19 protein-coding genes and 1 tRNA gene are annotated in these 25,192 nt (G+C 63.1%); 9 read left to right on the forward strand and 11 right to left on the reverse strand.

The genetic code is table 11. The features are described from left to right. Positions 1-259 precede the first annotated feature (259 nt). On the forward strand, positions 260-718 hold the full coding sequence (locus CP958_RS13760) for a hypothetical protein (protein WP_141400524.1): 459 nt from the start codon (positions 260-262) through the stop codon (positions 716-718). 281 nt (positions 719-999) lie between these two features. Continuing rightward, complete coding sequence (locus CP958_RS13765; protein WP_170958977.1) at positions 1,000-2,238, forward strand: outer membrane beta-barrel protein; 1,239 nt, start codon at positions 1,000-1,002, stop codon at positions 2,236-2,238. A gap of 135 nt (positions 2,239-2,373) precedes the next feature. Here the strand turns inward: CP958_RS13765 and CP958_RS13770 are convergent, their stop codons facing one another. Further along, positions 2,374-3,963 carry an MASE1 domain-containing protein gene (locus CP958_RS13770; protein WP_096702521.1) on the reverse strand — a complete coding sequence of 530 codons (1,590 nt, stop codon included), beginning with the start codon at positions 3,961-3,963 and terminating at the stop codon, positions 2,374-2,376. An 886-nt stretch (positions 3,964-4,849) separates the two neighbouring features. Here CP958_RS13770 and CP958_RS13775 point away from each other — a divergent pair. The 4 genes from CP958_RS13775 (at position 4,850) to CP958_RS13790 (ending at position 6,965) form a co-directional block, all read left to right on the forward strand. Then, positions 4,850-5,179, forward strand: a complete 330-nt coding sequence (locus CP958_RS13775; protein WP_096702522.1) for a hypothetical protein — start codon at positions 4,850-4,852, stop codon at positions 5,177-5,179. A gap of 250 nt (positions 5,180-5,429) precedes the next feature. After that, positions 5,430-5,888: a hypothetical protein gene (locus CP958_RS13780; RefSeq protein ID WP_141400525.1), complete on the forward strand. Its 459-nt coding sequence runs from the start codon at positions 5,430-5,432 to the stop codon at positions 5,886-5,888. After that, a complete protein-coding gene (locus tag CP958_RS13785; protein ID WP_096702524.1) occupies positions 5,881-6,378 on the forward strand; it encodes a hypothetical protein in 498 nt (165 codons plus the stop codon). The genes CP958_RS13780 and CP958_RS13785 overlap by 8 nt, the downstream gene beginning before the upstream one ends. After that, positions 6,375-6,965, forward strand: a complete 591-nt coding sequence (locus CP958_RS13790) for a hypothetical protein (protein ID WP_096702525.1) — start codon at positions 6,375-6,377, stop codon at positions 6,963-6,965. Before CP958_RS13785 ends, CP958_RS13790 begins: the two co-directional genes overlap by 4 nt. Positions 6,966-7,012: 47 nt before the next feature. On the opposite strand, the gene CP958_RS13795 is transcribed toward CP958_RS13790, so the two are convergent. Continuing rightward, positions 7,013-7,516, reverse strand: a complete 504-nt coding sequence (locus CP958_RS13795; protein WP_096702526.1) for a hypothetical protein — start codon at positions 7,514-7,516, stop codon at positions 7,013-7,015. A gap of 307 nt (positions 7,517-7,823) precedes the next feature. Between CP958_RS13795 and CP958_RS13800 the strand changes: the two genes are divergently transcribed. Next, on the forward strand, positions 7,824-8,894 hold the full coding sequence (locus CP958_RS13800; RefSeq protein ID WP_141400526.1) for a hypothetical protein: 1,071 nt from the start codon (positions 7,824-7,826) through the stop codon (positions 8,892-8,894). Positions 8,895-8,995: 101 nt separating this feature from the next. On the opposite strand, the gene CP958_RS13805 is transcribed toward CP958_RS13800, so the two are convergent. The 8 genes from CP958_RS13805 to CP958_RS13840 all read right to left on the reverse strand — a co-directional run bounded on the left by CP958_RS13805 (position 8,996) and on the right by CP958_RS13840 (position 18,945). Then, positions 8,996-9,768, reverse strand: a protein-coding gene (locus CP958_RS13805) for an IS5 family transposase (protein WP_242442893.1) whose coding sequence is annotated in 2 segments (ribosomal slippage) — positions 8,996-9,438 and positions 9,438-9,768 — 774 coding nt in all. Because the reading frame shifts where the segments join, the coding sequence is not laid out codon by codon here. Positions 9,769-9,844: 76 nt separating this feature from the next. Beyond that, positions 9,845-10,171 carry a DUF3768 domain-containing protein gene (locus CP958_RS13810; protein ID WP_096702528.1) on the reverse strand — a complete coding sequence of 109 codons (327 nt, stop codon included), beginning with the start codon at positions 10,169-10,171 and terminating at the stop codon, positions 9,845-9,847. Positions 10,172-10,357: 186 nt separating this feature from the next. Continuing rightward, positions 10,358-11,686, reverse strand: coding sequence for a hypothetical protein (locus tag CP958_RS13815; protein ID WP_141400527.1), 1,329 nt, complete (start codon positions 11,684-11,686; stop codon positions 10,358-10,360). Between the two features lie 25 nt (positions 11,687-11,711). Then, positions 11,712-11,796, reverse strand: a tRNA-Leu gene (locus CP958_RS13820). Positions 11,797-12,309: 513 nt separating this feature from the next. Beyond that, a complete protein-coding gene (locus tag CP958_RS13825) occupies positions 12,310-13,290 on the reverse strand; it encodes an MBL fold metallo-hydrolase (RefSeq protein ID WP_096703032.1) in 981 nt (326 codons plus the stop codon). 238 nt (positions 13,291-13,528) lie between these two features. Beyond that, on the reverse strand, positions 13,529-17,002 hold the full coding sequence (gene metH, locus CP958_RS13830) for a methionine synthase (RefSeq protein WP_096702530.1): 3,474 nt from the start codon (positions 17,000-17,002) through the stop codon (positions 13,529-13,531). Positions 17,003-17,089: 87 nt separating this feature from the next. Further along, the gene (gene metF / locus CP958_RS13835; RefSeq protein WP_096702531.1) at positions 17,090-17,986 is read right to left on the reverse strand and encodes a methylenetetrahydrofolate reductase; all 897 of its coding nucleotides are present in this window, start codon (positions 17,984-17,986) and stop codon (positions 17,090-17,092) included. Next, positions 17,983-18,945, reverse strand: coding sequence for a metalloregulator ArsR/SmtB family transcription factor (locus tag CP958_RS13840; RefSeq protein WP_096703034.1), 963 nt, complete (start codon positions 18,943-18,945; stop codon positions 17,983-17,985). The genes metF and CP958_RS13840 overlap by 4 nt, the downstream gene beginning before the upstream one ends. 272 nt (positions 18,946-19,217) lie before the next feature. Here CP958_RS13840 and CP958_RS13845 point away from each other — a divergent pair, with 272 nt between their 5' ends. Next, positions 19,218-20,030: a VacJ family lipoprotein gene (locus CP958_RS13845; protein ID WP_096702532.1), complete on the forward strand. Its 813-nt coding sequence runs from the start codon at positions 19,218-19,220 to the stop codon at positions 20,028-20,030. Between the two features lie 23 nt (positions 20,031-20,053). Continuing rightward, complete coding sequence (locus CP958_RS13850; RefSeq protein ID WP_096702533.1) at positions 20,054-20,692, forward strand: ABC transporter substrate-binding protein; 639 nt, start codon at positions 20,054-20,056, stop codon at positions 20,690-20,692. A gap of 101 nt (positions 20,693-20,793) precedes the next feature. On the opposite strand, the gene CP958_RS13855 is transcribed toward CP958_RS13850, so the two are convergent. Next, on the reverse strand, positions 20,794-25,125 hold the full coding sequence (locus CP958_RS13855; protein WP_141400528.1) for a hypothetical protein: 4,332 nt from the start codon (positions 25,123-25,125) through the stop codon (positions 20,794-20,796). Positions 25,126-25,192 lie beyond the last annotated feature (67 nt).

Here is a 25,192-nt window from a genome sequence, read left to right on the forward strand (position 1 = left end):
GGAGAGGCGCCGAAATATGATCCATGCGCTACGTATTTTGACCTGACCAGAAAGGCGCTGTCACAAGGCGGTTGCCGAGGTGCAGTTCCCGATGACTGGCTTCAGCGCGGCTGGACAATGAATGACATGACCAATGCTCTCGACCAGTGCTTTTCCTCGCATGGTGTCAGTCCGTCCGTATCTAGGGAATGCAGCATCAATGACCCCCGGAGTGCGACCTATGACGCCATCCGCGGTCGGTAGCATAAGATGGCAACGGGTGAGGCGAAAGTTTGGTCTAGGGATCAGCCTGCCCGTTGTGGCGTTGCTATTCACAGCGTGCAAAGCCTATGCGACCAATGCCGCCTGCGAAAACATGCGACTGCGACTTCCTCCCATCTATCAGCAGCTGATTGAGCGGCTCAGCCAGCATATGTACCACCGAGACATCAATCTGAAGATCACAGCCGAAGCGGATGTTCAGGCGACCATGAAGTTCCGTCAGCAGGCGGATTGGTATGATAAATTGCTGGTCAATGCCATTCGCGAATACAACGACGGCGACCCAGAAGCGAGGAGCGTCTGCTGGTCAATCCTCGCCGAGGCCGATTGCGCGTCCTATCTGGTCTATCAGGATACCGTGATCAACCTCCCCGGGATCAATCGCGAGATGGTACTGGAAGGCAGCCGCAGCCGCTGCGAGAACGCCAGGAATCTCAAAGAGCAAATTCTAAAATAGTTGGCTGAATAGATGCTGCCCACAGCAGCCGTGCAGGCGCCATAGTCGGCACGATGTCATGCCCGATGGGAAGGCCAAAATCGTTGTTGCCCGACTTGGCTGAGGCCCCCCCGTCTATCCGTAGTTTTCCACAATACACCAAACCCCAATGCATCTTTAGCCTGCCTCTATTGTTGGGGCGAGGGGCGGAGATGCACGCATTCGTTCCGTAAGGGCTTGCGCCTTCCTTATCCGGGGTGGCGGCGGGCTGATATTGTTCTTTGATGCGAGAGGGGATTCCGATGAAGAAGCTGCTTGGCGCCACCTCCGGGCTTGCGACGTGCGCCCTATTCCTGGCGACGGGCGCCGAAGCCGGTACTGGCCCGCTTGAGGGGGCTTACGCGGGCATGGATATTGGCTACGGCCAAACTCTCTACCAAGGCAGCAATCGGGGAACGACGGCAAGCGAGACCTATACGCAGGATTTCGGCTCCTATAATGAGCCGCGCCCTGGTGGCTTCGCCGGATACGGCAAGGCGTTCGGGAATTGGTTCGTGGCCCCCGAATTCAAGATTCAGACCGACAATGACGCCACGCTGGAGGTGCATCCCAGCGTCTCGAACACGTTTAGCCTGCGGCAGGAGTTCACCTATGGCGGCGGTCTACGCCTTGGCTATCTGGCCCGACGGGACACGCTGGTCTATGTACGCGGCGACTACCTGCGAAGCCGCTTCAAGCTGAAATTTACCGGTGACGGAACCAACGACACCCGAACCCTGGATGGCTGGGACGCCGGTATCGGAACAGAACTGGCGGTCGGCAGCGGATTCAGCGTTCGCGGCGAATATCTCTGGAGCCAGTTCGAGACCTTCACGCGGCCGACCAATTCCTATGAACCGTCCATCGGCATGGCCCGCCTGGGTGTGGCCTACCATTTCGGCATCGATGACACGACCGTGCAGAACGAGAAGCCGGTGGATTTCGGCGGCTTCTATGTCGGCCTGCAATCCGGCTACGGCGATGCATCCGCCAAGGAGCTGATGAGCGACCAGAGGCAGAACGACACCTTCTACTACAGCCGCCCCGCCCACGGCTTTACCGGCGGCCTGTACGCCGGATACGGATGGATGCCCGGCCGGGTCTATATCGGCGGCGAGGCGGAAGCCAACCTGGACGGCTACGAGATGAAGGAAGACGTCGCCGACGGCACCCGGAATCGGTGGGGCATGAATTACACCTATGGGGCGTCCCTGCGGGGCGGCTATCGCATCACCAACACCGCACTGCTGTATGGCCGTGTCGGAGCCGTCCGCAGCGGCGTGGAATACAAAAGCAATCGAGGCCGTCACAGCGAGGAAGAGCTTTGGGGCCTCAGGATGGGCGTCGGCATGGAGATCGCCATGACCGACAAGGTGATGGTGCGGGGTGAGTACACTCACACGGCCTACGAGAAGATGACCTATCTCGACGCCAACGGTCAGCCGGATGAATTGGCTCCCCGGGAGAATCTGTTCCGAGTAGGCATTGCCTATAAGTTCTGAGGCGAAAAGTCATCTAGCCGGGTCATCATTGGGTGATCCGGCCTCAATGGAGCGCCGGGTGCATCGCGCCGGGCTATGACACTTCACGGAAGCTGATATCGTCATTGACGACGGCAACAACAAAGGGCGCTTCAGTCATGATGCGACCGGTAGCCAGCAGTTGACGCAGGCGCCGCCATCGGCGTTGTTGGCGATCTCCAGATCGCCGCCGTGGGCGGTCAAGATGGCCCGCGCGATAGGCAAGCCAAAGCCACTGCCGCCGGGCTTGGCTGACGCGAACAGTGCATGGCCGCTGCGCAACGTCTCTTCCTGGAAGCCGGGGCCGCTGTCCCGAACGCGCAACACCGCCTTGCCGTTCTCTTCCGTCAGCGCCACCAACAAGGTCCGCTGGGGCACAGCGACCATAGCCTCGCAGGCATTGCGGACCAGATTGACCGCCAATTGCTGAAGGGTGGTGCGGTCGCCCAAGACCTTGGCAGTGCACCTGCCCAACTCGAATTGGGCCGATGCGCCGCTATCGTCGCAAATCTGGCGCAGCAGCGGCACAACATCACCCATCACCGTCGCCAGCGGCAGCACTTCTCGCCTGCCGGCGGCTTGGTCTAATTGCGCCTGATTGGCGGAGATGATCTCGCGCACCCGCTGCACCTCGCGCTCCAGTCGTCCGGTGATTTCTGGCAGTTCCGCTGGATCGATGTTTCCTCGCTCCGCCATGGTGTGCAGCGCCTGGGCATAAGTGGAGGCCGAGGCCAGGGGTTGCCTGATCTCGTGCGCCAGCTTGGACGCCGTTTCGTGGGTAGTGAAGTGGCGGTACGCCTTGTCCAAGGCGCGATCCTGCTTACGCAGCTTGCGCAACGCCCCTTCGCGGTCCTCGATCGCCCCGGCGAGGATCAGGCTGAGATAGCCGATGGACAGCATGAAATAAGGAGCACCGGCCAAGACTGTTTGGTCAGGCCGCAGCAAGCTGGCCGCCGTGATCGAGATATTGGCGAGCAAGGTGGACAAGGCCGCGCCCAGCACGCCGAAGGCCACCGCGTTCCACGCCACCGGCAGCATGACGAAATAGGAAAAGCGCCCCTGATCATGCCCCAACAGCAGTTCCGCCACCTCCAGGTACAGGATCAAGGCGGTCGCCAGCAGGCCGAGGAACAGCACGCGCCCATCCTTTTGCCGGAAGTGGGATCGCCACGGACGGTTCAGCAACAACAGCATGGGTGCCAAGGTCACAATGCCCAGCGCATCGCCAATGAAGAAGCGAGCTGCCAATGGGCCGTATTCCGACCATGGAATTGTCCCATCGGCGCAGAAGTTTAGGACATTGATAGCCGCGACGATGGCTGGGGTGGCGAGAGAGGCCGCGATAAAGCGATGGATGTGCGCCTGACGGCTGAGGTCCAGCGGGCTATTAAGCCAGCGCCGTAGCAGCGCAACGCCGACCACATAGCCGGTCGGCGGGATCAGCCACGACAACCACGCGCCCGGCGTGGTGACGGCATAGGGGCTGAGCAGCACCACAGTGCCGATGCCCACGTAAGCCAGCGGCCAGAACCGGGGAAAGCGAAGAAGAAAGGCGAAGGTCAGTCCGGCCGGCGGATACCAGATGCTGACACCGGGGCCAACATTCATTGCCACCGCCGCCTTGTGGGCCAAGACCCAGATAACAGGATAAAGGACCGCAGTGGCGACCTGTTGGGGCATGAGTTTGGAGGTGACCGCGCTACGCATAATTCCCCATCAACCAGACCGCTCTTTCAAAACGGCACGATGCCTCGCTGCAAGCCGTCCTCTCGGGGGAAAGGTGGACTGTGTGCAGCTTACACGGATCGAATAGAAGGAAAAGCTCGGTAGCAGTGCCTCGATCAATGCGAACCAGCAATTCAGCCATATCTCTAGGCGGGAAATGGCAAGCTGTCCAGGTACAACGCCTGTGGGCTCGGCTCGCTTGAACCAAACAGTGGGGAACGACCTTTCTTCGGAAGGCCTGCGACGGTGCGAACGAGCGTACCGCTAGCGGCGTCTCTGACATCCCCGCTCGTGGCTGTTAGCTCTTCTCGATGGTATGCCCGCGCGGTGCGCTGCTCGGGTGTTCTCAGGTAATAGCCATACCCGAAGGTCAGCGGGCCGACCGGATCGGCGTAGGCCGTCCTAATCGTCAATCGTGTTTTGCGATACATCCAAAGTGGCAACCTCTCTTGTTGATTGCTACTGCTTAGCTACGATCTGTATGGTGCTGTGTTGTCAAGTGAAGTTGCGAAGGCGGAGGGGTGGCAAGGCAAGCCATTGATTCACAATCATAAAAGCAGGAAAAATGCCGATTTTTTTGGCAAGGCGTGCCGCGTAACCCATTGATATATCGGTGGAAAAATATTTTTGGAGGGTCGGGATTATTGATGCAACTAGACATCGCAGGCTTGGAGCCGGCATTACTCGGGTATTTTGTTGTGGCGGTAATTAATCACAAATCCTTGCTGGAATTATTTGCACAACTCCAGGTTGTCAAAAAATATCAACACACATTTTTGGAAGTATGCTAGCGTCTTAAACATGGAAGCGATCAACTGAAGACTTTTTATGCGCTTCACAAAACACAATACAGAATGTGAGTACAGTAATGATCGGCGATGCTGCTGAGTTTTTGGTTCACGAAATCGTCGAGAACATTATCCATGTGCCGTCGCGCATGGCTAATGCCGAAAGGGCCTTTGACGCGCTGACCTGTTTGATTTGGTCGCGCGGTCCCGACACTACCAAGGCCGGTGCGCGCATCACTGCGCTCCAGACGGTGTTCGAACCGCTGCTGGATGCTCGGGACGAAGACGCGCCCAGCAACGCCGTGTACATGCACTTCACCGGCAACGGCATGGCGCTCCGTCACGAGGAGGCCACGAAGGTCGAGAATTGGCTGGAGGCTCGCGGCTTCAAGCGCGAATGGACGATCTGAGTTAAACGGACCCGGCTACGGCGTTCCAGAGGCGGGCGTAGGCGTCTTAGCCCAAGGCAATATCCGTCGTGGATTTCCGCTAGCCGCAGCCGGATGAATATTCGAGGGAGGATCGGCAGTGCCCTATACTTCGGTATGTGGAAAAACATATCGACTCGGGCACCCGCGCCCAGGCTATCGTCGTTTTCGACAAGAGGCCGAGGCAAGGGCAGCGGCCAAAATTTCCGGTAAAACTATGGGTATGTTTTGTTTGGCGCAGGTCAAGTGGCCTGCGGATGCGTTTATCTATGCGGCCAACTTGGATTGGTTGGTCTGGAACATCGAGGACGGCAACGACGAATTTATGTCGGAGGTGGAGCCCGAGGACGCGGACGAATGGGCGCAGACTGTCAAAGTCGCACAGCGCATCGTCGCTGACCATCAAGGTCTTATGTCGTTCAACAATTTCGAATTTGTCCACGACGCGCAGTCGGTTTTTGTGGACTACGACGAGTTCGCGTCGGCCGACATCTTGGCCGTCTGCTTCCATGAGGCGATGCGTAAATACGGCCTCACCGAAGGCGTAGCGATCACTGCGCCTTGGAGCGCCTGGTTGGTCAATCAGCACGACATCGAGAGCATTTCCTTCGAGGATACGGTTGCTGACGCGCTCAAGGCCTTCAACGCCTCCTATCAGGGCTTCGCGGGCAAGGAGGTGGCCCATGCGTGACCTCTGGACGGCTTATGGCAACACCATCTTGCGCGATCTGTGGTGGCAACACGACCCGGCCATGGCTCGGCTTATGCAGGCCTATGCGCTTGTGAACGCAGAGTCGATGGACGACATTATCTGGTCGCAGTTCGAGCAGGCTTATTGGAACGGCGTTACGGGGCTCGACCTTGCTGACCTAACCGAGTTCGCCGCCGCAAACGGCTATTGGGTCTGCGTCTACGTGGTCAACGACTTACTGAGCATTCTCCAGTACGACGTGGAGGAAACGTCCTATAGCCGGCAGCGCGTGCGCGATGTTGGCGACCTCCCCATGCTCTATTGGATGATGGGGCGCAAAGGCGATCTCAGCACGCGCCTGGAGGAGCCCGACCTTAACCCGTGGAAAGATGCCCCTCAGGCGTTCGAGGACATGACCGACGAGGAATACGAGGCCTACGCCGCGAAATATCCCGAGAGGTTGCCACCATACGCGGAGGCCGCGCAATGAGCGAGCAGGCCATCGCCCGCATGACGTACCACCCGACCTACAAGGCCGTGGTGGTACCGCCTGGCTACTACTGGGTCGGCGACCCTTGCACGGTCATCACCGGCGACCAATGGGACGAACTTGGTGCGAGCAACAATTGGTTCGAACGTCCTATCGGGACCGTAAGCGGGCAGAATGTTGTTGCGTTCCCGACCGCTTCCGGCGACGGCGTATATCGCGGCTCGGACGGCTTTGAGTATGGAGTGGATGCCGGCGTTATCGGTCTGACCCCGATAGCGTTGTGTGAGCACGTACCGCGCAATCTCATGGCGCAGTTCGGGCGAACATACTATTTCGAGAAGACGCTATGCGGCAAAGCCGGCGGCTCGATCTGGTTCGACCTACTGCACATCGACACCGGCCCAAGGCGATGCGAACCGAAATTCGTCAAAGACCGGCGACCGAAACGTAGTCCCGTCAATGTGACGGCTTGCACGCCCGCCCCAGAACTGGTGGTGGAGCCGCTAACGCTCGTTGACATCCCCGAGTTCCAATTTGTGGCAAGCATGCCGACTTTAGTGGACATCCCGGAATTCAAATTCGGGTGACGACAAGAACGGCCAGTGGCGACAACGCTGCTGGCCGTCTGCCGCGTTCAGAGGAAAACGAAAGGCGGCATCATGTCGCTCGGCTCGAATGGTTCGTCGGGCAAAATGTCCAGCCAGATCATGAGTTCCACCAAGAAGGTCGCGTGGAGGGGCGTGAGCCAGGTCTTGCTTGCTTCGTAAATCGCCGCACCGGTTTCGTTGTCCAAAAACGCGCGCGCGGCCTCGTGGAAGTCGAACACATATAGGTCGTCCGCATTCTCGCCGCAGATCGGCTTGGGCTCTATGCGAGGAGCGGTGTGCTTTGCGCCCGGCGCGTATCCCCATCCGCCTTCCGGCATGGGACCGATGTATGGCAGCGACCACTCAGGCTGCGCGCGGTCGGTAAACCCCACGATAAGGTCTTGGGTAAGCATCGTGAGCAGGTGCTTTTCTAGTTGCTCGGGCGTGTGCTCGTGAAGCCAGTAGAGCGCCTTGACGAAAGCCTCTTGGGCGCGCGGGCCTTCTTTGGCCTGCATTGCCATCATCAGCAGGGCTTCCTCGATTTTTGTCATTTTCCCCTCAGATCGGACGCGTCCAGCACGTTGGTAGCGCGGACGGCTCTAGCGGTCAACTAAGCCGCTGGAATCGCACGTGGATTTGCGGCGATTTTGCCAGGTTATCGCGGGACGAACCCCCGGTGGCCTCGGCCTGCGCGGAGGTTCAATAAATTGCCGAGGGCGACCGCTAAATATCATCGGGACACAAGAAAATGAATTCAGCTGCCACTCGACGGGGTAGGCAGCATGGCAAGCCCGCTGGCAGTTTTAGTTGTGTCCCCTTCAACAACGCCAGCGGGCTTTGGTCTTTAAGGGGCTTTCAATGACAAACTATATTAACTACTTCCGCAAACTGGAAGTTATCGCGAAAGCCGACCATCGCTTCGCGCGGTATTTCAACAACTGCGTTCTCGAACTCGCTACGACTGGTCGACTGGTCCGCACGCTGGACTGGTTCAACGCCAACGTGGCGCGGCACACCGGAAAGGATCTGAACCTTAAGTCGCTGGTGCTGACCAAGGACCAGAGTGTGCGATTCCGCGCTGCATATGGCTTCCTCGACAAGTCGAAGTCGCATCCCAAGACCCGACCGAACCACGACCAGAACCCAACCGAAACCCAACCAGAACCCAACCAAAACCTGACCGACACCCAACCAAAACCCAACCAGAACCCAACCAAAATGGGCCTCAGACTGGCGGAAACGCTGGGATTTCGCGAGCCGCTAAGTAGTTTAAGTATGGTATGTAAAGTAGGTAGTTCGGACCTGGACGCTCGCGCGTCGGGAGACGTGGCCAACAACGACTGCGAACATGAGCCTGACGGCCAGCACTACGGCGCTGACGCGCCCAACGTGGCAGAGCCACCTTCTTCGCACTACGACGCTCGCCAGCCGCCTCGCTCTGCAGATGCGGCACATGACGACTACAAGGTGGTGTCGCGGGCCAAGAAGCAGCCCAAGACCCGCAAGGGCTGTCAGATTTCTATCTGGAACGACCGTCATAAGTTCGGGCGCGGGGAGGTGGAGATTGATGGCGCAAAATATTATGTCCGCGCTGTGGCGGTCAGCGAATTCGGGAGCGAACTGGACAAGTTGCCGGGGCTCGCGGGCTGGAAGGAGGGCTGGCACAGCGCGCTGCTCGGGGCTTACCGGGCGTTCAAGAAATGGGGCGTGTCCTGCGTCTATCGCGTCTGGGACGGCAGGCACCTGTACTCCGAGCCGTTACCCGGCAAATTGTTCACCGTGTCTTATGACGACCAGGGCGCGCCGCTGGTAGCCTTCGTCGATGACCAGGCCTTTGGGGAGTTCCAAGTGGCGCTTAAGGCCACCGGCAAGGCTGCTGGCCCGCATTATGAGGGCTACGTCAAAGAGCGCGAGGAGGCAGCCGCATGATCTTGGCCTACCTGCTTACATTCCGTGGCCGCAGATGGGGCGTCGCCTTCTCATACAACTGGGTAAAAGCGAACTTGTTGGTGCGGTGTGCCGAGTAGGACCTAGGTTCTGGACTCATAAGTCCGCATCCACAGGCGGGTTGAGGCGAGCATGACTGCGGCGAGGAAATTCCTGGCCGACTTGTCGAAGCGCGTCGCGACTCGCCTGAAGTGCTTCAGCTTATTGAAGAACCGTTCGACGAGGTTCCGTTTCCGGTAAAGCCCATGATCGACGGAGCGTTGGACCTTGCGGTCGCGCTGGGTTGGGATGTGGGCGCAGCCGCCCTTGGATTTGACCAGATCAACCAGCGCCTGCCAGTCGTAGCCACGGTCACCGACAAATGCCTGGGCGGTCGGCAAGCCCTCAAGCATGGCTGGCGCCGCCGCCTTGTCCGAGGCCTGGCCCGGCGTCAGCAGTAGTTTTACCGGCAAGCCGCACTCGTCCACGATGGCGTGGATTTTGGTGCTCAGTCCTCCACGAGAACGGCCGATGGCGTTATCCGCGCCCCCTTTTTACCCCCAGCGGCATGCTGGTGGGCACGGATGATCGAACTGTCGATGAATTGCAGCGACTGTGGCGATTGTGCCGCCAACGCCTCGAAAATGTTCAGCCAAACGCCTGCCTTCGCCCAGCGATTGAAGCGATTGTATGCGGTCGTGTAGGGGCCGTAGCGTTCAGGCAAATCGCGCCACGGCGAACCCGTCCGCAGGATGTAGAAGATGCCGTTGAGCACCCGGCGATCATCGGTTCGGGGCACGCCACGCGGCTTGTTCGGCAGCAGCGGCGCGATGATTTCCCATTCCTTTTCCGAAAGGTCGAAGCGGGCCATGACCAAACTCCCAAGTTTCGGAGTTTGAATCACAACCGCGCCTCAATGGGAATCCTGTTTATAGGTACAGAACCTAGCCCGATCAGTATTCGTCGGCGAGCATGATCGTCAGCACGCGGATGGTCACGGCAGGGTTTGCCGGATCGTCGGAGGCAAAGTTCAGGTCCGGGTCGTAGTAGTCGATCTTCCAAATGACACGATGGTCCCCTACGGTCATCACCGCGCAATCGTGCTCGCCGTAGGGGTCGTTGTCGGGGGTGAAATCGGAAAACGCGGCGACGGCAGTGAGCACCTCCATGACAGCCTGGTGGCCGAGTGCCTGAATGCCCCTGGTGATCACCACCTTGCCGTAACTGTGGTCCCGGCGACGCCGGTCGTTCAGTTCGGCGATACGTTCCGTCCGGTCCATGCGGCCCTCGCTGTTGCGCGGGCACGTTTCCGGGATTGGGCGTTGCGCCCGGGACTGCTGCTATAGCGGCGGGACGCGGAGGGCGTCTACGGGCTGCTCTTGCCTGCTCCAGCGCCCCTGGTAGCAGGGCATCTCACGATGAGCAGCGTGCGAGCGCGACAGGGCTGCGCCGAGGCGCGGAAGGGATTAATCCTCTGTCTCGGCCAGCGCGGCGGCCAAGCTCTTCGGGATTGCGGGAGGGGCTTTGCGAGTTTCGGACCTCTGCCGCTTCTTGCTGGTATCGTGGGGTTGTCCGACGCCAAATGCGCCAGCAGCAACATGCGGGCTGATCAGCATGGCGTTTGCAGCCGCCTTCGGGGCAATCGTCAGCGGCCCCAGATGCGCGTAATGCTGCTCCAGCATGGCGACGCTGGTTCCCATGTGGGTCGCCAACTCGATCAGCGACATCGTGCCGTGGACGATCTGCGTCGTCGCGTAGCTATGGCGCAGGGAATAGAGCGTGCGGCGCGACGGCGGATCGCCCTTGTCCCACAGCATGCCGATGTTCTTGAGGATCGTTTGGAAACTGTGCTGCACGTTTCCCGGCAATGTTCCATCGGGCAAGCGGAAAACGAAATCATCGGGGGTCTTGTCCGCGCCCTGCCATGCCATCAACGCCTTGAACGGTTGGGCGGCGACGCTGGCCGGGGCGGTGATCACCCGCTGCCGCACCTTGCTGTATTTGATGGTCTTGCCGGCGGTGATGGTCAGCTTTACGTACTTTTGGCCGCCGTGTTCCCAAGCCACATCCACATGCCGCCATCGCAGATTGTCCAACTCCTTGCCTGGACGGGCTCCGGTCAGCAGCAGGATGATGACGTAGTAGTAGAGGAGTTGCCGAATTTCGCGGGTGCGCTGTTTCCGCCCTTGGGGGATCAGCTCCCACATCCGGATCAGCAAGAGGGCAATCTCGTCCTCGTCGAAGTGCGGACGACGGAGGCCAGCCTCGCCGTCATTCGGCATCTTCGGAATCTGCCATTCATTGAGCCAGCCATAACGGACGGCAAGCTTGAGCACGTTGTGAAGGCAGGCGTTGTGGCTGGTGATGGTGGATTTGACGAACGGCTTGCCGTGCTTTTCCCGTTTCCAGGCATTCCAGGCCATAAGGTCTTGATGGCTTAGGTCGTCTAGCTTCTTGCCGCCGAGGAAAGGATCGACCCATTTCCTGATTGTGCAGCGATAGTCTTCGGCACTGGCGAGCGTGCCAGTCTCAAGCTCTTTCAGGTACTGTGCCGTCGCGTCCCGCACCAGCTTGGTGCGCGGCACCTGATTGTGCCGCACGCGGTACATCATGTCGTCGTACTGATCGCAGGCCCATTGGGCGGCTTGACGGAGATCGCTGGTGCCGGTGGAAAGGCGCAGCCACTCGCCGCGCACCTTCAAATGGGCTTGCCAGTATGAGGAGCCCTTTCGCATCTTGAGCACGACATTGCCGTCGCGCATCTTACGCCAAGGGTCTTCGATGCGTTTGGGCACGTGCTGCGATCCCAACCGTATGAGTTGGTGCCCGTCCCCGGACTCGAACCGGGATGCCTTACGGCGCACGATTTTGAGTCGTGTTCGTCTACCAATTCCGACAGACGGGCAATATGTCCTGCGCAGCAGCGCGAACATCTAACACAGCGGCCTAAGGGCCGCAATGCGCAATGCGAACTGCCGAGTGTGCAAAGTGTGCTATATGTGTGCGATTACGTCAATGGATCAAAAATCGCGTAATTCTGCGAGATATTTCCGCTATTAGACTGGGGGAGATCTATTTTGAGTGCGGTGCGTCTACCAATTCCGCCAACGGGGCACGTTGGGTCGTGCAGAGCCTGAACGTCTAGCACACCGGAAGTTTGGCCGCAATGCGCAAAGCGGAGAGGAACTGCACGTTTGTGCAAAAATGTGCTATGATTGTGCAGAAAGATCAAGAGCTATAAAACGCTGTTATTACAATGTGTTAATGCGGCTAAAAGATAGCTGCTAGTTATTTTGAGTCTGCCGCGTCTACCATTCCGCCACTGGGGCACCGCAAGAATGGTGGGCGGATCATAGCGGGTGCGGTGGGCGGGTCAACGGGAAATGGAGAGGGGCGTCCCCCTCTCCATGCCATCCGCCTATCGATCGCTGCGGATCGGGCTGTATTCCAGCGGCACCCAGGCGAAGGCCTTGCCCTCGGCGCGGATGTGGCCGATGCCGGGGAAGGGCAGATGGGCGCCGGCCACCCACAGGCGCTGCTTCGCGGCATCGGCGAAGACCTGCTTGCGTGTCTTCACCGCCTGGGCCTTGTCGCTGTCGTATTCGAAGGCGATGTCGGGGCGGGCGAACTGGGTGGCGTGGCTGTGTACCAGATCGCCCAGCACCAGCAGGCTCTGGCCCTGGGAGGTGAAAAGATAGGAGGTGTGGCCGGGCGTGTGGCCGTGGGTGGCGACGGCCGCGATGCCGGCCGGCAGGTCGGCCTGGCCGCTGAAGGTCCTGAAGCGGCCGGCGGCCTTGTAGGGCGCCACGGCGTCGCGGGCCAGCTTGTACATGCCCTGCATGGCCTGGGGTGCCTTGGCGGCCACCGCCTCGTCCAGCCAGTAACCGGCCTCGTCCTTGTCGACCCACACCTGGGCATTGGGGAAGGCGACGGCGCCGTCCGGGGTCAGCAGGCCGTAGGCATGGTCGGGATGCAGATGGGTGAGCAGCACCGTATCCACCTGGGCCGGATCGTAGCCCGCCGCCTTGATATTCTCGAGGATGTAGCCCAGCGTCGGGCCGAAGGCCTTGGCGGTGCCGGCATCCACCAGTACCAGGCGCGAGCCGGTATGGACCAGATAGGCGTTGACCGCCGTCTGCATGCCCTTGCCGTAATCGACGAACATGCGCGACAGCAGGGCCTCCACCGTCTTGGCCTCGGTGCCCAGCAGGGTCTTGCGGTCCAGGTCGATATAGCCGTCATAGAGCGCCGTCACCTGGAAACCGCCCAGCTTGAAGCGGTGCCAGCCGCCCACCTGATCGGCGCGCTGGGCCGGCGGTTCGGCCAAGGCCGGAGCGGCGGCGGACAACACCAGGACGGCACCCACCAGGGCATTTCGCAACAGGGACGACAAGGCCATGACCGGCACCTCCAATGAAAGGGACCGGGGCATCTCAACGCGAACAAAAGGGGAGGTCAAAGGAAAATCCTTCACCCGCGCTGCGTTTGCCGCACGGGTACCCGGTCTTTCATCGTCATGGCCGGGCTTGGCCCGGCCATCCACGCGGCGCAACTCCACACTTTGTTTCCCAGAGCATTCCGGCGAAACAGCGTGGGACCCCCGGGTCAAGCCCGGGGGTGACGAGTGGCGACGGTGTTCACACGCTGAAGTACTTGGCCTGCGGATGCACCGTGACGATGGCCGAGGTGGACTGTTCCGGCTCCAACTGGAACTCCTCGGACAGCGTCACCCCGATACGCTCCGAGCCCAGCAGGGCCAGCAACTGGGTCTGGTCCTCGACGCGCGGGCAGGCGGGATAGCCGAACGAGAAGCGCGAGCCGCGATAGTTCTGCTTCAGCAGCCGGTCCATGTCGGCGGCGTCCTCGGCGGCGAAGCCCAGTTCCGAGCGGATGCGCTTGTGGACGTATTCGGCCATGGCCTCGGCCATCTCCACCGACAGGCCGTGCAGGTAGAGGTAATCCTGGTACTTGTCGGCCTTGAACCACTCCTGCGCCACTTGGGTGGCACGCTTGCCCATGGTCACCACCTGCAGGCCGATGACGTCGCGCACGCTGTCGCCGATGGGGCGGAAGAAGTCGGCGATGCACAGGCCCCCTTCCTTGGCCTGGCGCGGGAAGGGGAAACGGGCCACCTCGGTCTTGCCGTCCTCGGCGAAGAGGACCACGGAATCGCCGTCGCTGGCCGCCTTCCAGTAGCCGTAGACCGCCTGGGGCCGCAGGATCTCCTCCTTGGCGCAGCGCTTGAGCATGTCCATGGCGATGGGGCGGATTTCCTTGTGGGCCCAGGTCTTGAATTCCTCCAGGGACTTGCCCTGCTTCCGATAGCCCCAGTGGAACTGGTAGAGCATGGTCTCGTTAAGGAAGGGGATCAGGTTCTGCAGCGGCGCCGACTCGATCACCCGGGCGCCCCAGAACGGCGGGACCGGGGCGGGCACGTCCTTGTGCAGCTCGGCGCGGCGCAGGTTGATCTCGTCCCAATCCACCGGACGGGTGGCGGGCTGGGCGGCCTCGCCCAACGTGCGGCTGGGAGAGCCGGGGCGGTGGGGATTGGCCGCCTTGGCCGCCACATGATCGTCGAAACCGCCGTCGGCCACCTTGGCCATCAGGTCGAGGCCGTCGAAGGCGTCGCGCGCATAGGCCACCCGGCCCGAGCCGTAGGCCTTGGTGCAATCCTCCTCCACGTACTTGCGGGTGAGCGCCGCGCCGCCCAGCAGCACGGGCACGTCGATGCCGGCGGTGGTCAGCTCCTCCAGATTCTCGCGCATGATCACCGTGGACTTGACCAGCAGGCCGGACATGCCGATGGCGTCGGCCTTGTGCTCCCTGGCGGCCTTGATGATCTCGGTCACCGGCTGCTTGATGCCGATGTTGATCACCTTGTAGCCGTTGTTGGTCAGGATGATGTCCACCAGATTCTTGCCGATGTCGTGGACGTCGCCCTTCACGGTGGCCAGGACCATGGTGGCTTTTTGCTGGCCCTCGGCCTTTTCCATATGGGGCTCGAGGAAGGAGACCGAAGCCTTCATGGTCTCCGCCGATTGCAGCACGAAGGGCAACTGCATCTTGCCCGAGCCGAACAGCTCACCCACCACCTTCATGCCGTCCAGCAGCAGGGTGTTGATGATGTCCAGCGGCTTCCAGCCCTCGGCCATCACCTGGGCCAGATCGTCTTCCAGGCCGGTGCGGTCGCCGTCGATGATGCGCTGCTTGAGGCGGTCCTCGGCCTTGGCCGGGCGCTCCTTCTTGACCTCGGAGGCCTTGCGGTCGCCGAACAGGGCGATGTAGCGCGACAACGCCTGGGGATCGCGGTCATAGATCAGGTCCTCGGCGGCCTTGACCTCTTCCTCGGGCAGGGTGTGCAGCGGCACGATCTTGGAGACGTGGACGATGGCGCCGGTCATGCCGCGCTTGATGGCATGGTCGATGAACACCGAGTTCAGCACCTGCCGGGCCGCCGGCTTCAGGCCGAACGACACGTTGGACAGGCCGAGCACGATGCCGCATTCGGGCAGGTCCTTGACGATCATCTCGATGGCGTCGAGGGTTTCCACCGCCAGCTTGCGGTCATCCTCGTTGCCGGTGCAGATGGTGAAGGTCAGCGGGTCGAACAGCAGGTCGCTGGCCGGCAGACCGTGCTGGTTCACCGCGAAGTCGTAGAGGCGTCTGGCGATGCGCAGCTTGGCGGCCGCATCCTTGGCCATGCCCTCCTCGTCGATGGTCAGCGCCACCACGGCGGCGCCGAACTTCCTGGCCAGCTTGAGGCGGTCGGCGGCATCCTTCTCGCCGTTCTCGAAATTGATGGAGTTGAGGATGGCCTTGCCGCCATAGAGCTTGAGACCGGCCTCGAGAACCGGCAGCTCGGTGGAATCGATGACCAGCGGCGTGGTGACGGCGCCACGCAGGCGGCTCACTACCTCGGTCATGTCGGAGACCTCGTTGCGGCCGACGAAGGCGGTGCAGACGTCGAGCGTGTGGCTGCCTTCCTTGACCTGCTCGCGGGCGATGGCGGTGATGCCGTCCCAGTCCTCGGCATCCTGCAGGTCGCGGAATTTCTTCGAGCCGTTGGCGTTGCAGCGCTCGCCGATGGACAGGAAGGCGTTTTCCTGGCGCAGCGGTACCTGGGTATAGAGCGACGCCACCGAGGGAACCCAGTGGACGGAGCGTTTCACCGGGGCGGGACGATAGCCGTTGCCGATGCGCTTCAGCATCTCGTTGGTGGCGCTGATATGGGGCGGCGTGGTGCCGCAGCAGCCACCCAGCAGATTGGCGCCGGCGGCGACGAAACGCTCGTGCCAGATGGCCAGTTCGGCGGGCAGAAGGGGATAGCGGGTCTGGCCGTCCACCAGTTCGGGCAGGCCGGCATTGGGCTGGATGGAGACGAAGCCGGTCCAGTTCTCGATCAGCCACTTGAAGTGTTCGCCCATCTCCTGCGGTCCGGCGGCGCAGTTGAGGCCCATCAAGGGCACGTCCAGGCTTTGCACCACGGTGGCGGCGGCGGCGATGTCGGCGCCGACGAGCAGGGTGCCGGTGGTCTCCACCGTCACCTGCACGAAGATGGGAACATCGGTGCCGGCGGCGGCGTTGGCGATCTTGCAGCCGTTGACGGCGGCCTTGATCTGCAGCGGGTCCTGGCAGGTCTCCACCAGGAAGGCGGAGACGCCGCCGGCGATCTGGCCCGCCGCCTGAATGACGTAGGCGGCTTCCAACGCGTCATAGCCGATATGGCCCAGGCTGGGCAGCTTGGTGCCCGGCCCGATGGCGCCCAGGACAAAGCGGGTGCGGCCATCGCCCTTGAACTGTTCGGCGGCTTCCCAGGCCAGTTCGATGGCCGCCTGATTCAGTTCGTGCGCCCGGTCGGCGATGCCGAACTCGGCCAGCGTGATGGGCGAGGCGCCGAAGGTGTCGGCCTCCACCATGTCGGCGCCGGCCTCGAAATAGCGGGCATGGATGCCGCGGATCACGTCGGGCCGCGACTTGACCAGGATCTCGGTGCAGTTCTCCAGCCCCTGGAAATCCTTTTCCACGGACAGGTTCATGGCCTGCACCAGGGCGCCGGTGCCGCCGTCGCACAGGAGAACACGCTGGGAGAGATGATCGAGAATGTTGGTCATCGGTGGTCTTCCTTCGAAATCGTCATGCCCGGGCTTGCCCCGGGCATCCATGGATCGCCGGATCAAGCCCGGCGATGACGCGAAAAATCAGCCGGCCGCCTTCGGCCGCACGCCCAGGATGTGGCTGATGGCATAGGCCAGGTCGGCGCGGTTCAGGGTGTAGAAGTGGAACTGCTCCACCCCCTCGGCGGCCAGGATGCGGCATTGCTCGGCGGCCATGGTGGCGGCCACCAGACGGCGGGTTTCCGGGTCGTCGTCCAGGCCCTGGAACAGGTCGGCCATCCAGCCGGGGATGCTGGCGCCGCAGGCGGCGGAGAACTTCTGCACCTGGGCGAAGTTGGTCACCGGCAGGATGCCGGGCAGGATCGGCACGGTGATGCCGGCCTGGGCGGCGCGCTCGCGGAAGGCCAGGAACACCGCCGGATCGAAGAAGTACTGGCTGATGGCCCGGTTGGCGCCGGCGTCGATCTTGCGCTTCAGATTGTCCAGATCGAACCCCGCCGAGGGGGCGTCGGGATGGGTCTCGGGATAGGCGGCCACCGAAATCTCGAAATCGGCGATGCGCTTTAAGCCCGCCACCAGATCGACGGCATAGGCATAGCCCTGGGGATGGGCCACATAGGCCTGACCGTCGGGCATGTCGCCGCGCAGGGCGACGATGTGGCGGATACCCTCGTCCCAGTAGCGCCGGGCGATGTCGTCCACCTCGCCCTTGGCGTGGCCGACGCAGGTGAGATGGGCGGCGGGCTTGAGCCTGGTCTCGCGGGCGATGCGCACCACGGTCTCGTGGGTCCGCTCCCGCGTGGTGCCGCCGGCGCCATAGGTCACCGAGACGAATTGCGGCGCCAGGGGGGCCAGGCGTTCGATGCACTCCCACAGCGATTGCTGCATCTTGTCGGTCTTGGGGGGAAAGAACTCGAACGAGACGCTGACCGGCTTGCGGCTGGCGGCGGCGATGGGAAGTTCGGAACGGGGGAGACTCAACGCGTCGCTCCTGTGGACTTGATGTGCGGATGGGGTTTGTGGGCGGTCCAGACCACCACGGTCAGGGGCTTGCCGGGCAGGCGGGATACCGGGCCGGGCTCCAGCCCGGCAGCGCGCAGCCAGCCTTCCACCTCGGCATCCTCGAACCCCAGGCGGCGGTGGGCGTGCTGGTCGCGCAACGCTTCTTCGCCGTGGGGGGCGAAATCGACGATGGCCAGCCTGCCGCCGGGCTCCAGCACGCGGGCGGCCTCGGCCACCAGGGCGGCGGGATCGGTGGCGTAGTGCAGCACCTGATGGATGGTCACCGCGTCGGCGGTGGCGGCCGGCAGGGGAAGCTGGGCGATGTCGCCCTGGCGCACCATGCAATTGCTGAGTGACAGCCGTTCCAGGTTGGTGCGGGCGACGCTCAGCATCTCGCGCGACAGATCGATGCCGATGGCGCGCTCCACATGGGGGCCCAGCACCTCCAGCACCCGGCCGGTACCGGTACCCATGTCCACCAGATCGTGGATGCGGCGCCCGGCGAACACGGCCAGCAGCGCCTTCTCCACCTCGGCCTCGTCCACCTGCAGCGAGCGGATCTCGTTCCAGCGTGATGCGTTGTCGCGGAAATAGGCCTGGGCCCGGTCGGCACGCACGGCGCGGATGGCCGACAATCGCTGCTGGTCGAGGGTCAGGGTCTGGTCGCCCGCCTCGGGCAGCAATTCCAGCAGGCGGCGGGCCACGGCGCCGCCGCGTCCCTTGGCGGCCAGCCGGTAGAACACCCAGGCTCCCTCGGGGAAGCGGTCGAGCAGCCCGGCTTCGCACATCAGTTTCAGATGGCGCGACACGCGCGGCTGGCTCTGGCCGAGAATCTGGGTGATCTCGGTGACGGTCAGCTCGCCTTGGGCAAGCAGGTGCAGCAGCCGAAGCCTGGTCGGCTCGGCGGCGGCGCGCAATCCCGTCAGCAAGGTTTCCACCACAGGGGCTCCCGTTCGAGTTCTGAAAACATATAAACATATCTTTATGCGGATATGAAGCGTTCTTTGTCCCCGGGGCATCGGGTGTTTGCCGGATGATGCGGAATTGCCACGGGATTCGGTGCCCGGAGGGCGAAATTCCCTTTCCCCTCTAGCCATTAAATCGGGACTGTGATACCTCGGAATACGGAGGGGCGAGTGGCTCCCGAGTCCGGGCGATGCTTTTGCGCGCCCGTTTCCTTAGACCGTAAGGTACAGAAGGTACGTAGCCCATGAATGCCTCGCGCCGGACCATCGCCCACCTCGTCGCCCCCGTGCTCGCCCTGGCGTTGGTCGCCGGCTGCGCCACGCCCCCGCCGGCCGACGACACGGAAGCCGTCGCCGAATGGGAGCAGGTCAACGACCCGCTGGAGCCCATGAACCGGGCGATCTTCGATTTCAACCGCGCCGCCGACAAGTACGCCATCAAGCCGGCGGCCGAGGGCTATCGCGCCGTCATGCCGAAATTCGGCCGCGAGCGGGTGCACAACGTCCTGACCAACCTGAACAGTCCGTTGACCTTCGCCAACGACGTGCTGCAGGGCGAGACCGACCGCGCGGTGCAGACCTTCTTCCGCGCCATGCTGAACAGCACCTTCGGCCTGGCCGGCTTCATCGACGTGGCCACCCCGGCGGGCATCCCCCCGCACGAGGAGGATTTGGGCCAGACCCTGGCGGTGTGGGGCGTGGGCGAGGGTCCGTTCCTGATGCTGCCCATCTTCGGGCCGTCCAATCCCCGCGATACCGTCGGCCTGGTGGCCGAGATGTTCGCCGACCCCTTCGACCTGGCCATGGCCAATATCGGCAGGGAATACATCACCTATACCCGCATGGGCATGACCGGCCTGGACAAGCGCGAGGCACTGATCGATACCCTGGACGAGATCGAGCGGACCTCGCTCGACTACTATGCCTCGCTGCGTTCGCTCTATCGCCAGTATCGCGCCTCGGAAATCAAGAATGGCCGTGGCGGCGGGGAGAAGGTCCCGGCTCCCGGGCTCTCCGGCGTCTCCAAGGTTGAAGAGCTTTCCCAGTCGGCGCAGTGACATTCCATAAGCTGGACAAGACAATGATTTCCCGTCGTTTCTTTCTCGCCGTCCTGGTCGGGCTCTTTCTCGGCCTTGCGCTCAATCCCATCGCCGCCGCCGAGGCAGATCCCAAGGCCTTTGTCGCCCAGTTGGCCGGCAAGGCCATGGAGACCATGACCGCCAAGGGGATCTCGGACGGCGAGCGCAGCCAGCGCTTCCGCACCCAGTTCACCACGGATGTCGATCTGCCCGAGATCGGCAAGTTCGTCCTGGGCCGGCACTGGCGTGCCGCCACGCCGGAGCAGCAGCAGGAATTCATCAAGTCGTTCGAGGAGATCGTGGTCCTGACCTGGGCGACCCGCTTCAAGGATTACGGCGGCGACCTGCGTCATGTGGTGACCAACGCCATGCCCGATGGCGAACGTGGCATCGTGGTGGAATCCATGGTCGAACGCGATCACCAGACACCGATCAATCTGCAGTGGAAGCTGAAGAAGGGCGAGCCCGATCTCCGGGTCGTCGATCTGGTGGTCGAGGGAGCCTCCATGGCCATCACCTACCGCAACGAGTACTCGGCGGTGATTCAGGCCAATGGCGGCAAGATCGACGGGTTGCTGGGTGCCATGCGCACCAAGATCGCCGAGATGCAGTCGGTCAAGGGAACCACCAAGACCAACTAGGGTATCTTCGCACTCAAGCTGAATCGGGACGTCGAAGAACTCTTAAGCCCGAGCGGCGCTTGAGCCCTGAAAAGGCGGAGCTTTTTCGTACAGACAGAATCCTAGAACAGAGCCACCAGACTCTCGATCTGGGTGGTGGCCATGGCCGCCACCTGCGTCGCGGTGAAGCCTCCCGCCTGCGTGGCGGTCAGCGACAGAATCTGGGTGGTGCTCAGCACGGCCAGACTGGTCGTGGGGATGGACCCGATCAGGGTGGCGGTCAGCCCATCGATCTGGGTGGTGGTCAACCCCGCCACGCCGGTGGAACTGAGGGCGGCCAACTGAGCCGTGGTCAGCGACCCCATCTGGGCCGATGTCACCGAGCCCAACTGGGTAGTGGTCAATCCGCCGATTCCGGTCGAACTCAATCCCCTGATCTGGGTGGGGGTGAGCGCCGCCACCTGGGTGGTGGTCAAGCCCTGCAACTGGGCCGTGGAGAGCGTCACCAGGGTCGTGGCGGTCAGCCCGAGAACCTGGGTCGTCGACAGCGCCGCCAGCGTGACCGAGTTGAGGCCCGCGGCGGCGGTGGAGAACAAGGAGCCCAGGACGGTGGCCGTCAGGCTGCCGATCTGGGTGGTGGACAGCGCGGCCAGATCGGTGGAATCCAGCCCGCGAGCCTGGGCGCCGGAGAGGCTGGCCACCTGGGTGGTGCTCAGCGTCCCGAACTGGGTGGTGTTGAGGCCGGAGATGCCGGTGGCGGTCAGGGCCGCCATCTGGGTGGTGGAGAGGGCTCTCACCTCGGTGGAGGTCAGTCCGCCGATCTGAGTGATGGTCAGGACGGCGATCTGGCTGGCGATCAGTCCACCGACCTGGGTGGTGGACAGGCTGGTCAGGGCCGTGGTGGTCAGCGCCTGGATGGCGGTGGCGCTGATCCTGGACAACTGGGTGGTGGACAGCGCCGACATCTGGGTCGATGTCAGGGCGGTTACCGCCGTGGAGCTTAGCTGGGCGATGCCGGTGGTGGTGAAGGCGCCGATGGCCGTGGTGGTGATGCCGGCCAACTGAGTGGTGGTGAGCGCCGTCACGCTGCCCAGGGACAGCCCGGCCGCCTGGGTGGTGGACAAGGCCGCCAGGGTGGTGGTGGACAGGCCACGGACCTGGGTGGGGCTCAGTGCGGCCATCTGGGTGGTGCCGAGCGCCCCCAGTTGCGTGGTGCTGAGCGCTTCCAGATTGGTGACGGACAGGGCGCGCATCTGGGTCGCCGTCAGGGCCGCGATATCGGTGGAGGGCAGTGCATTCACCAGGGTGGAGCTCAGCCCCGACAATTGAAGGGCGACCAGCCCGCCGATCTGGGTGGTGGTCAGGGCCGTCAGGCTGGTGGTGGATAGCCCGTTGAGCTGGGTGGCGGTCAGGCCGGCAACCAGGGTGGCCGTCAGGCCGCCCATCTGGGTGATGGACAGCGCGCTCAGCCCGGTGGTGGTCAGGCCCCGCACATTGGCGGCAGTGATCGACGCCAGTTGGGTGGTGCTCAGTTGCCCGACCTGGCTGGTGGTCAGGGCGCCGATGCCGGACGCGCTCAGTGCGGCGATGGCGGTGGAGGACAGGCCGCCGACCTGGGTGGTGGTCAGCGTGGCGAGCTTGGTGGTGGCGAGCTGGGCGATCGCCGTGGGCTTCAGGCTGCTGATCTGGGTGGTGGACATGGCCACCAGGCCGGTGGTGGTGATCGCCGTCACCTGGGTGATGGACAGCGCGCCCACCTGGGTGGTGGTCAGCGCGGTCAGGCCCGTGGTGTCCAGGGCGCCGACCTGGGTGGAGGTCAGCCGTCCCACCTGGGTGGCGGTCAGGGCGGTCAACTGGGTGGTCGATACGCCGTTCAACTGGGTGGAGGTCAGTGCGGCCAGACCGGTCACGGACATGCCGGCCACCTGGGTCGTGGCGAGGGTGGCCAGGGCGGTGGTCGAGAGGCCGGGCACCTGGGCGGTGGTCAGCGCCATCAGCTGGAATGCGGCAATACCGCTGATCTGGGTGGTGGACAGGGAGGCCAGATCGGTGCTGCTGAGCGCGGCGAAGGCCAGGGCGGCGAATCCGCCAATCTGGGTCGGGGCCAGCGCTCCCAGTTGGGTGGTGCTGAGCGCCGCCGTCGCCGTGGCGCTCAGGCCGGCCAACTGGCCGGTGGAGAGTTGGACCAGATCGGTGGTATCGAGCGCCGCCATCTGCTTCGAGGTCAGCGCCGCGACCTGAGTGACGGTCAGGCCGCGGACCTGCGTGGTGGACAGTGCCGAGATGGTGGTAGTGAACAGGCCGCCGATCTGGGACGCGGTCAGTGCCGCCAGTTGGGTGGTGGAGAACCCCCCGACCTGCGTGGTGCCGAGGGCGGCGATGTCCGTCGCCTCCAGCCCGGTCATCTGCATGGTGGTCAGCGCCGCGAGGTCGGTGGTGGTCAATCCCGCCAGTCCCGAGGACGACAGCGCCGCGACCTGCAGTACGCTGAGGCTGCGCAACTGGGTGGTGGTCAGCGCGTCGAGGGTGGTGGTGCCGAGGCCGTTGACCTGGGTGGTGGACAGTCCGGCGACCTGGGTGGTGGACAGCCCGGCGACCTGGGTGGTGGTAAACACCCCCAATTGCGTGGCCGAAAATCCCCGCACCTGGGTGGCGTTCAGCCCGGCCATCTGGGTGGTGGTCAGGGAGGTCAGTTGGGTGGAGGTCAAGCCCACCAGAACGGCCGAGGCCAGTCCGCTCAACTGGGTGGTGGTCAACGTCGTCAGGCTGGTGGTGGACAGCGCGCCCAACTGGGCCGAGGTCAGGCTGCTTATCTGGGCGGCGGTCAGGCCGTTCAACTGCGTCGTCGAAAGCGCGGCCATGTCGGTGGTGCTCAACCCGCGCATCTGGCTGATGCTGAGGCGATTGATCTGGGTGGAGCTCAACGCCGACAACTGAGTGGTGCTCAGTCCGGCCACCTGGGTCAGGGTCAGGCCGCCCATCTGGGTGACCGACAGGGCCGCCACCTGGGTGGTGGAAACCGCCCCGATCTGCGTCGTGCTCAGCCCCGCGATGCCGGCGGCGGTCAGGCCGCTCAACTGGGTGGTGGACAGCGCCGCCACGTCGGTGGTGGTCAGGCCCGCCATCTGGACGGCCGTCAGGCGCACCGTCTGGGTGGAGGTCAGCGCCGCCAACTGGGTCGTGGTGACCGCCGCCAGTTGGGTGGTGGTCAACTGCGGCACCTGGGTGATGCTCAGTCCGCCGATCTGGGTGGTGGACAGCGCCAGGACCTGGGTGGTGGACAGCGCCCGCAAGCTGGTGGCCGACAGCTGGTTCAACTGGGTGGTGTTGACGGCCGCCAGCCCCGTGGTGGTCAGTCCGCCGATCTGGGTGGCGGTCAGCATGCCGACCTGAGTGCTGATCAGGCCGCCGATCTGGGTGGTGGACAGGGCGGCCACCTGAGTGGTGGTCAGGCCGGTCACGTTGGTGGCGGTCAGCGCCCCCAATTGCGTCGCCGTCAGGCTGGCCAACTGGGTGGTGGATATGGCTCCCAGATCGGTGCGCTCCAGCGCCGCCACCTGGGTGGTGGTCAGGGCGGCCAGATCGGTGGTCTCCATGCCGCCGACCTGGGTGGTGGTCAGGGCGGCGATCTGGGCGACGGACAGGGCCACCACCTGGGTGGAGGTCAGATTCGCCACCACCGTGGTCGTCAGGGTCCGGACCTGGGTGACGGTCAGTCCGCCGATCTGGGTGGCGGTCAAGGCTCCCAACCGGGTGGTGTCCAGCGCCGCCGCCTGGGTCGAGCTCAGTCCCTTGATCTGAGTGGCCGTCAACCGGGCCAGCTGGGTGGAGCTCAGCGAGGTCAGCTGGGTGGTGGAAAGGCCGGCCACGCCGGCCGAGGAAAATCCGGTGACCTGGGTGGTGGACAGGTCGCCCAGTTGCGCCGTGGTCAAGCCGCTGATCTGGGTCGCGTTCAGCATGCCCAGATGGGTGACGGTCAGGCCGGCCATCTGGGTGGTGGTGATGGCGTTCAACTGGGTGGAGGTCATGCCGCGCATCTGGCTTGCCGTCAGCGCCGCCAGTTGCGACGAAGCCAGAACGGCTATCTGCGTGGTGTTCAGCGCCCCGACCTCGGTGACGGTCAATCCCCGGATCTGCTGGGTGGACAGCACCGCGATCTCGGCGGCGTCGAAGGCATCGACCTGGGCGGCGCTCAGGACCGCCAACTGGGTGGCGGAAAAACCCATCTGCGTCGGACCCAGCGCCTGAATCTGGGTCGTGGTCAGCGCCGCCGTCTGGGTGGTGCCCAACTGGCCGACCTGGGTGGAGGAGAGCGACTGGATGCCGGTGACGGAGAAGGCCCGGACCTGGGTGGCGTTGAGCGCCGAGAGCGAGGTCGACGACAACGACTGCACCGCCGTGACCGTAAGTCCGGCAATCTGAGTGGCGGTGAGAAACGAGATGGACGACACCACGGCGCAGCGGTTCCAGTTCGGGAGAGCTGTAACCTTCACCCAATAGCAGGTGTGGTCATAACGCCGG

The sequence above is a fragment of the Magnetospirillum sp. 15-1 genome, from assembly GCF_900184795.1.
Lineage (GTDB): Bacteria > Pseudomonadota > Alphaproteobacteria > Rhodospirillales > Magnetospirillaceae > Phaeospirillum.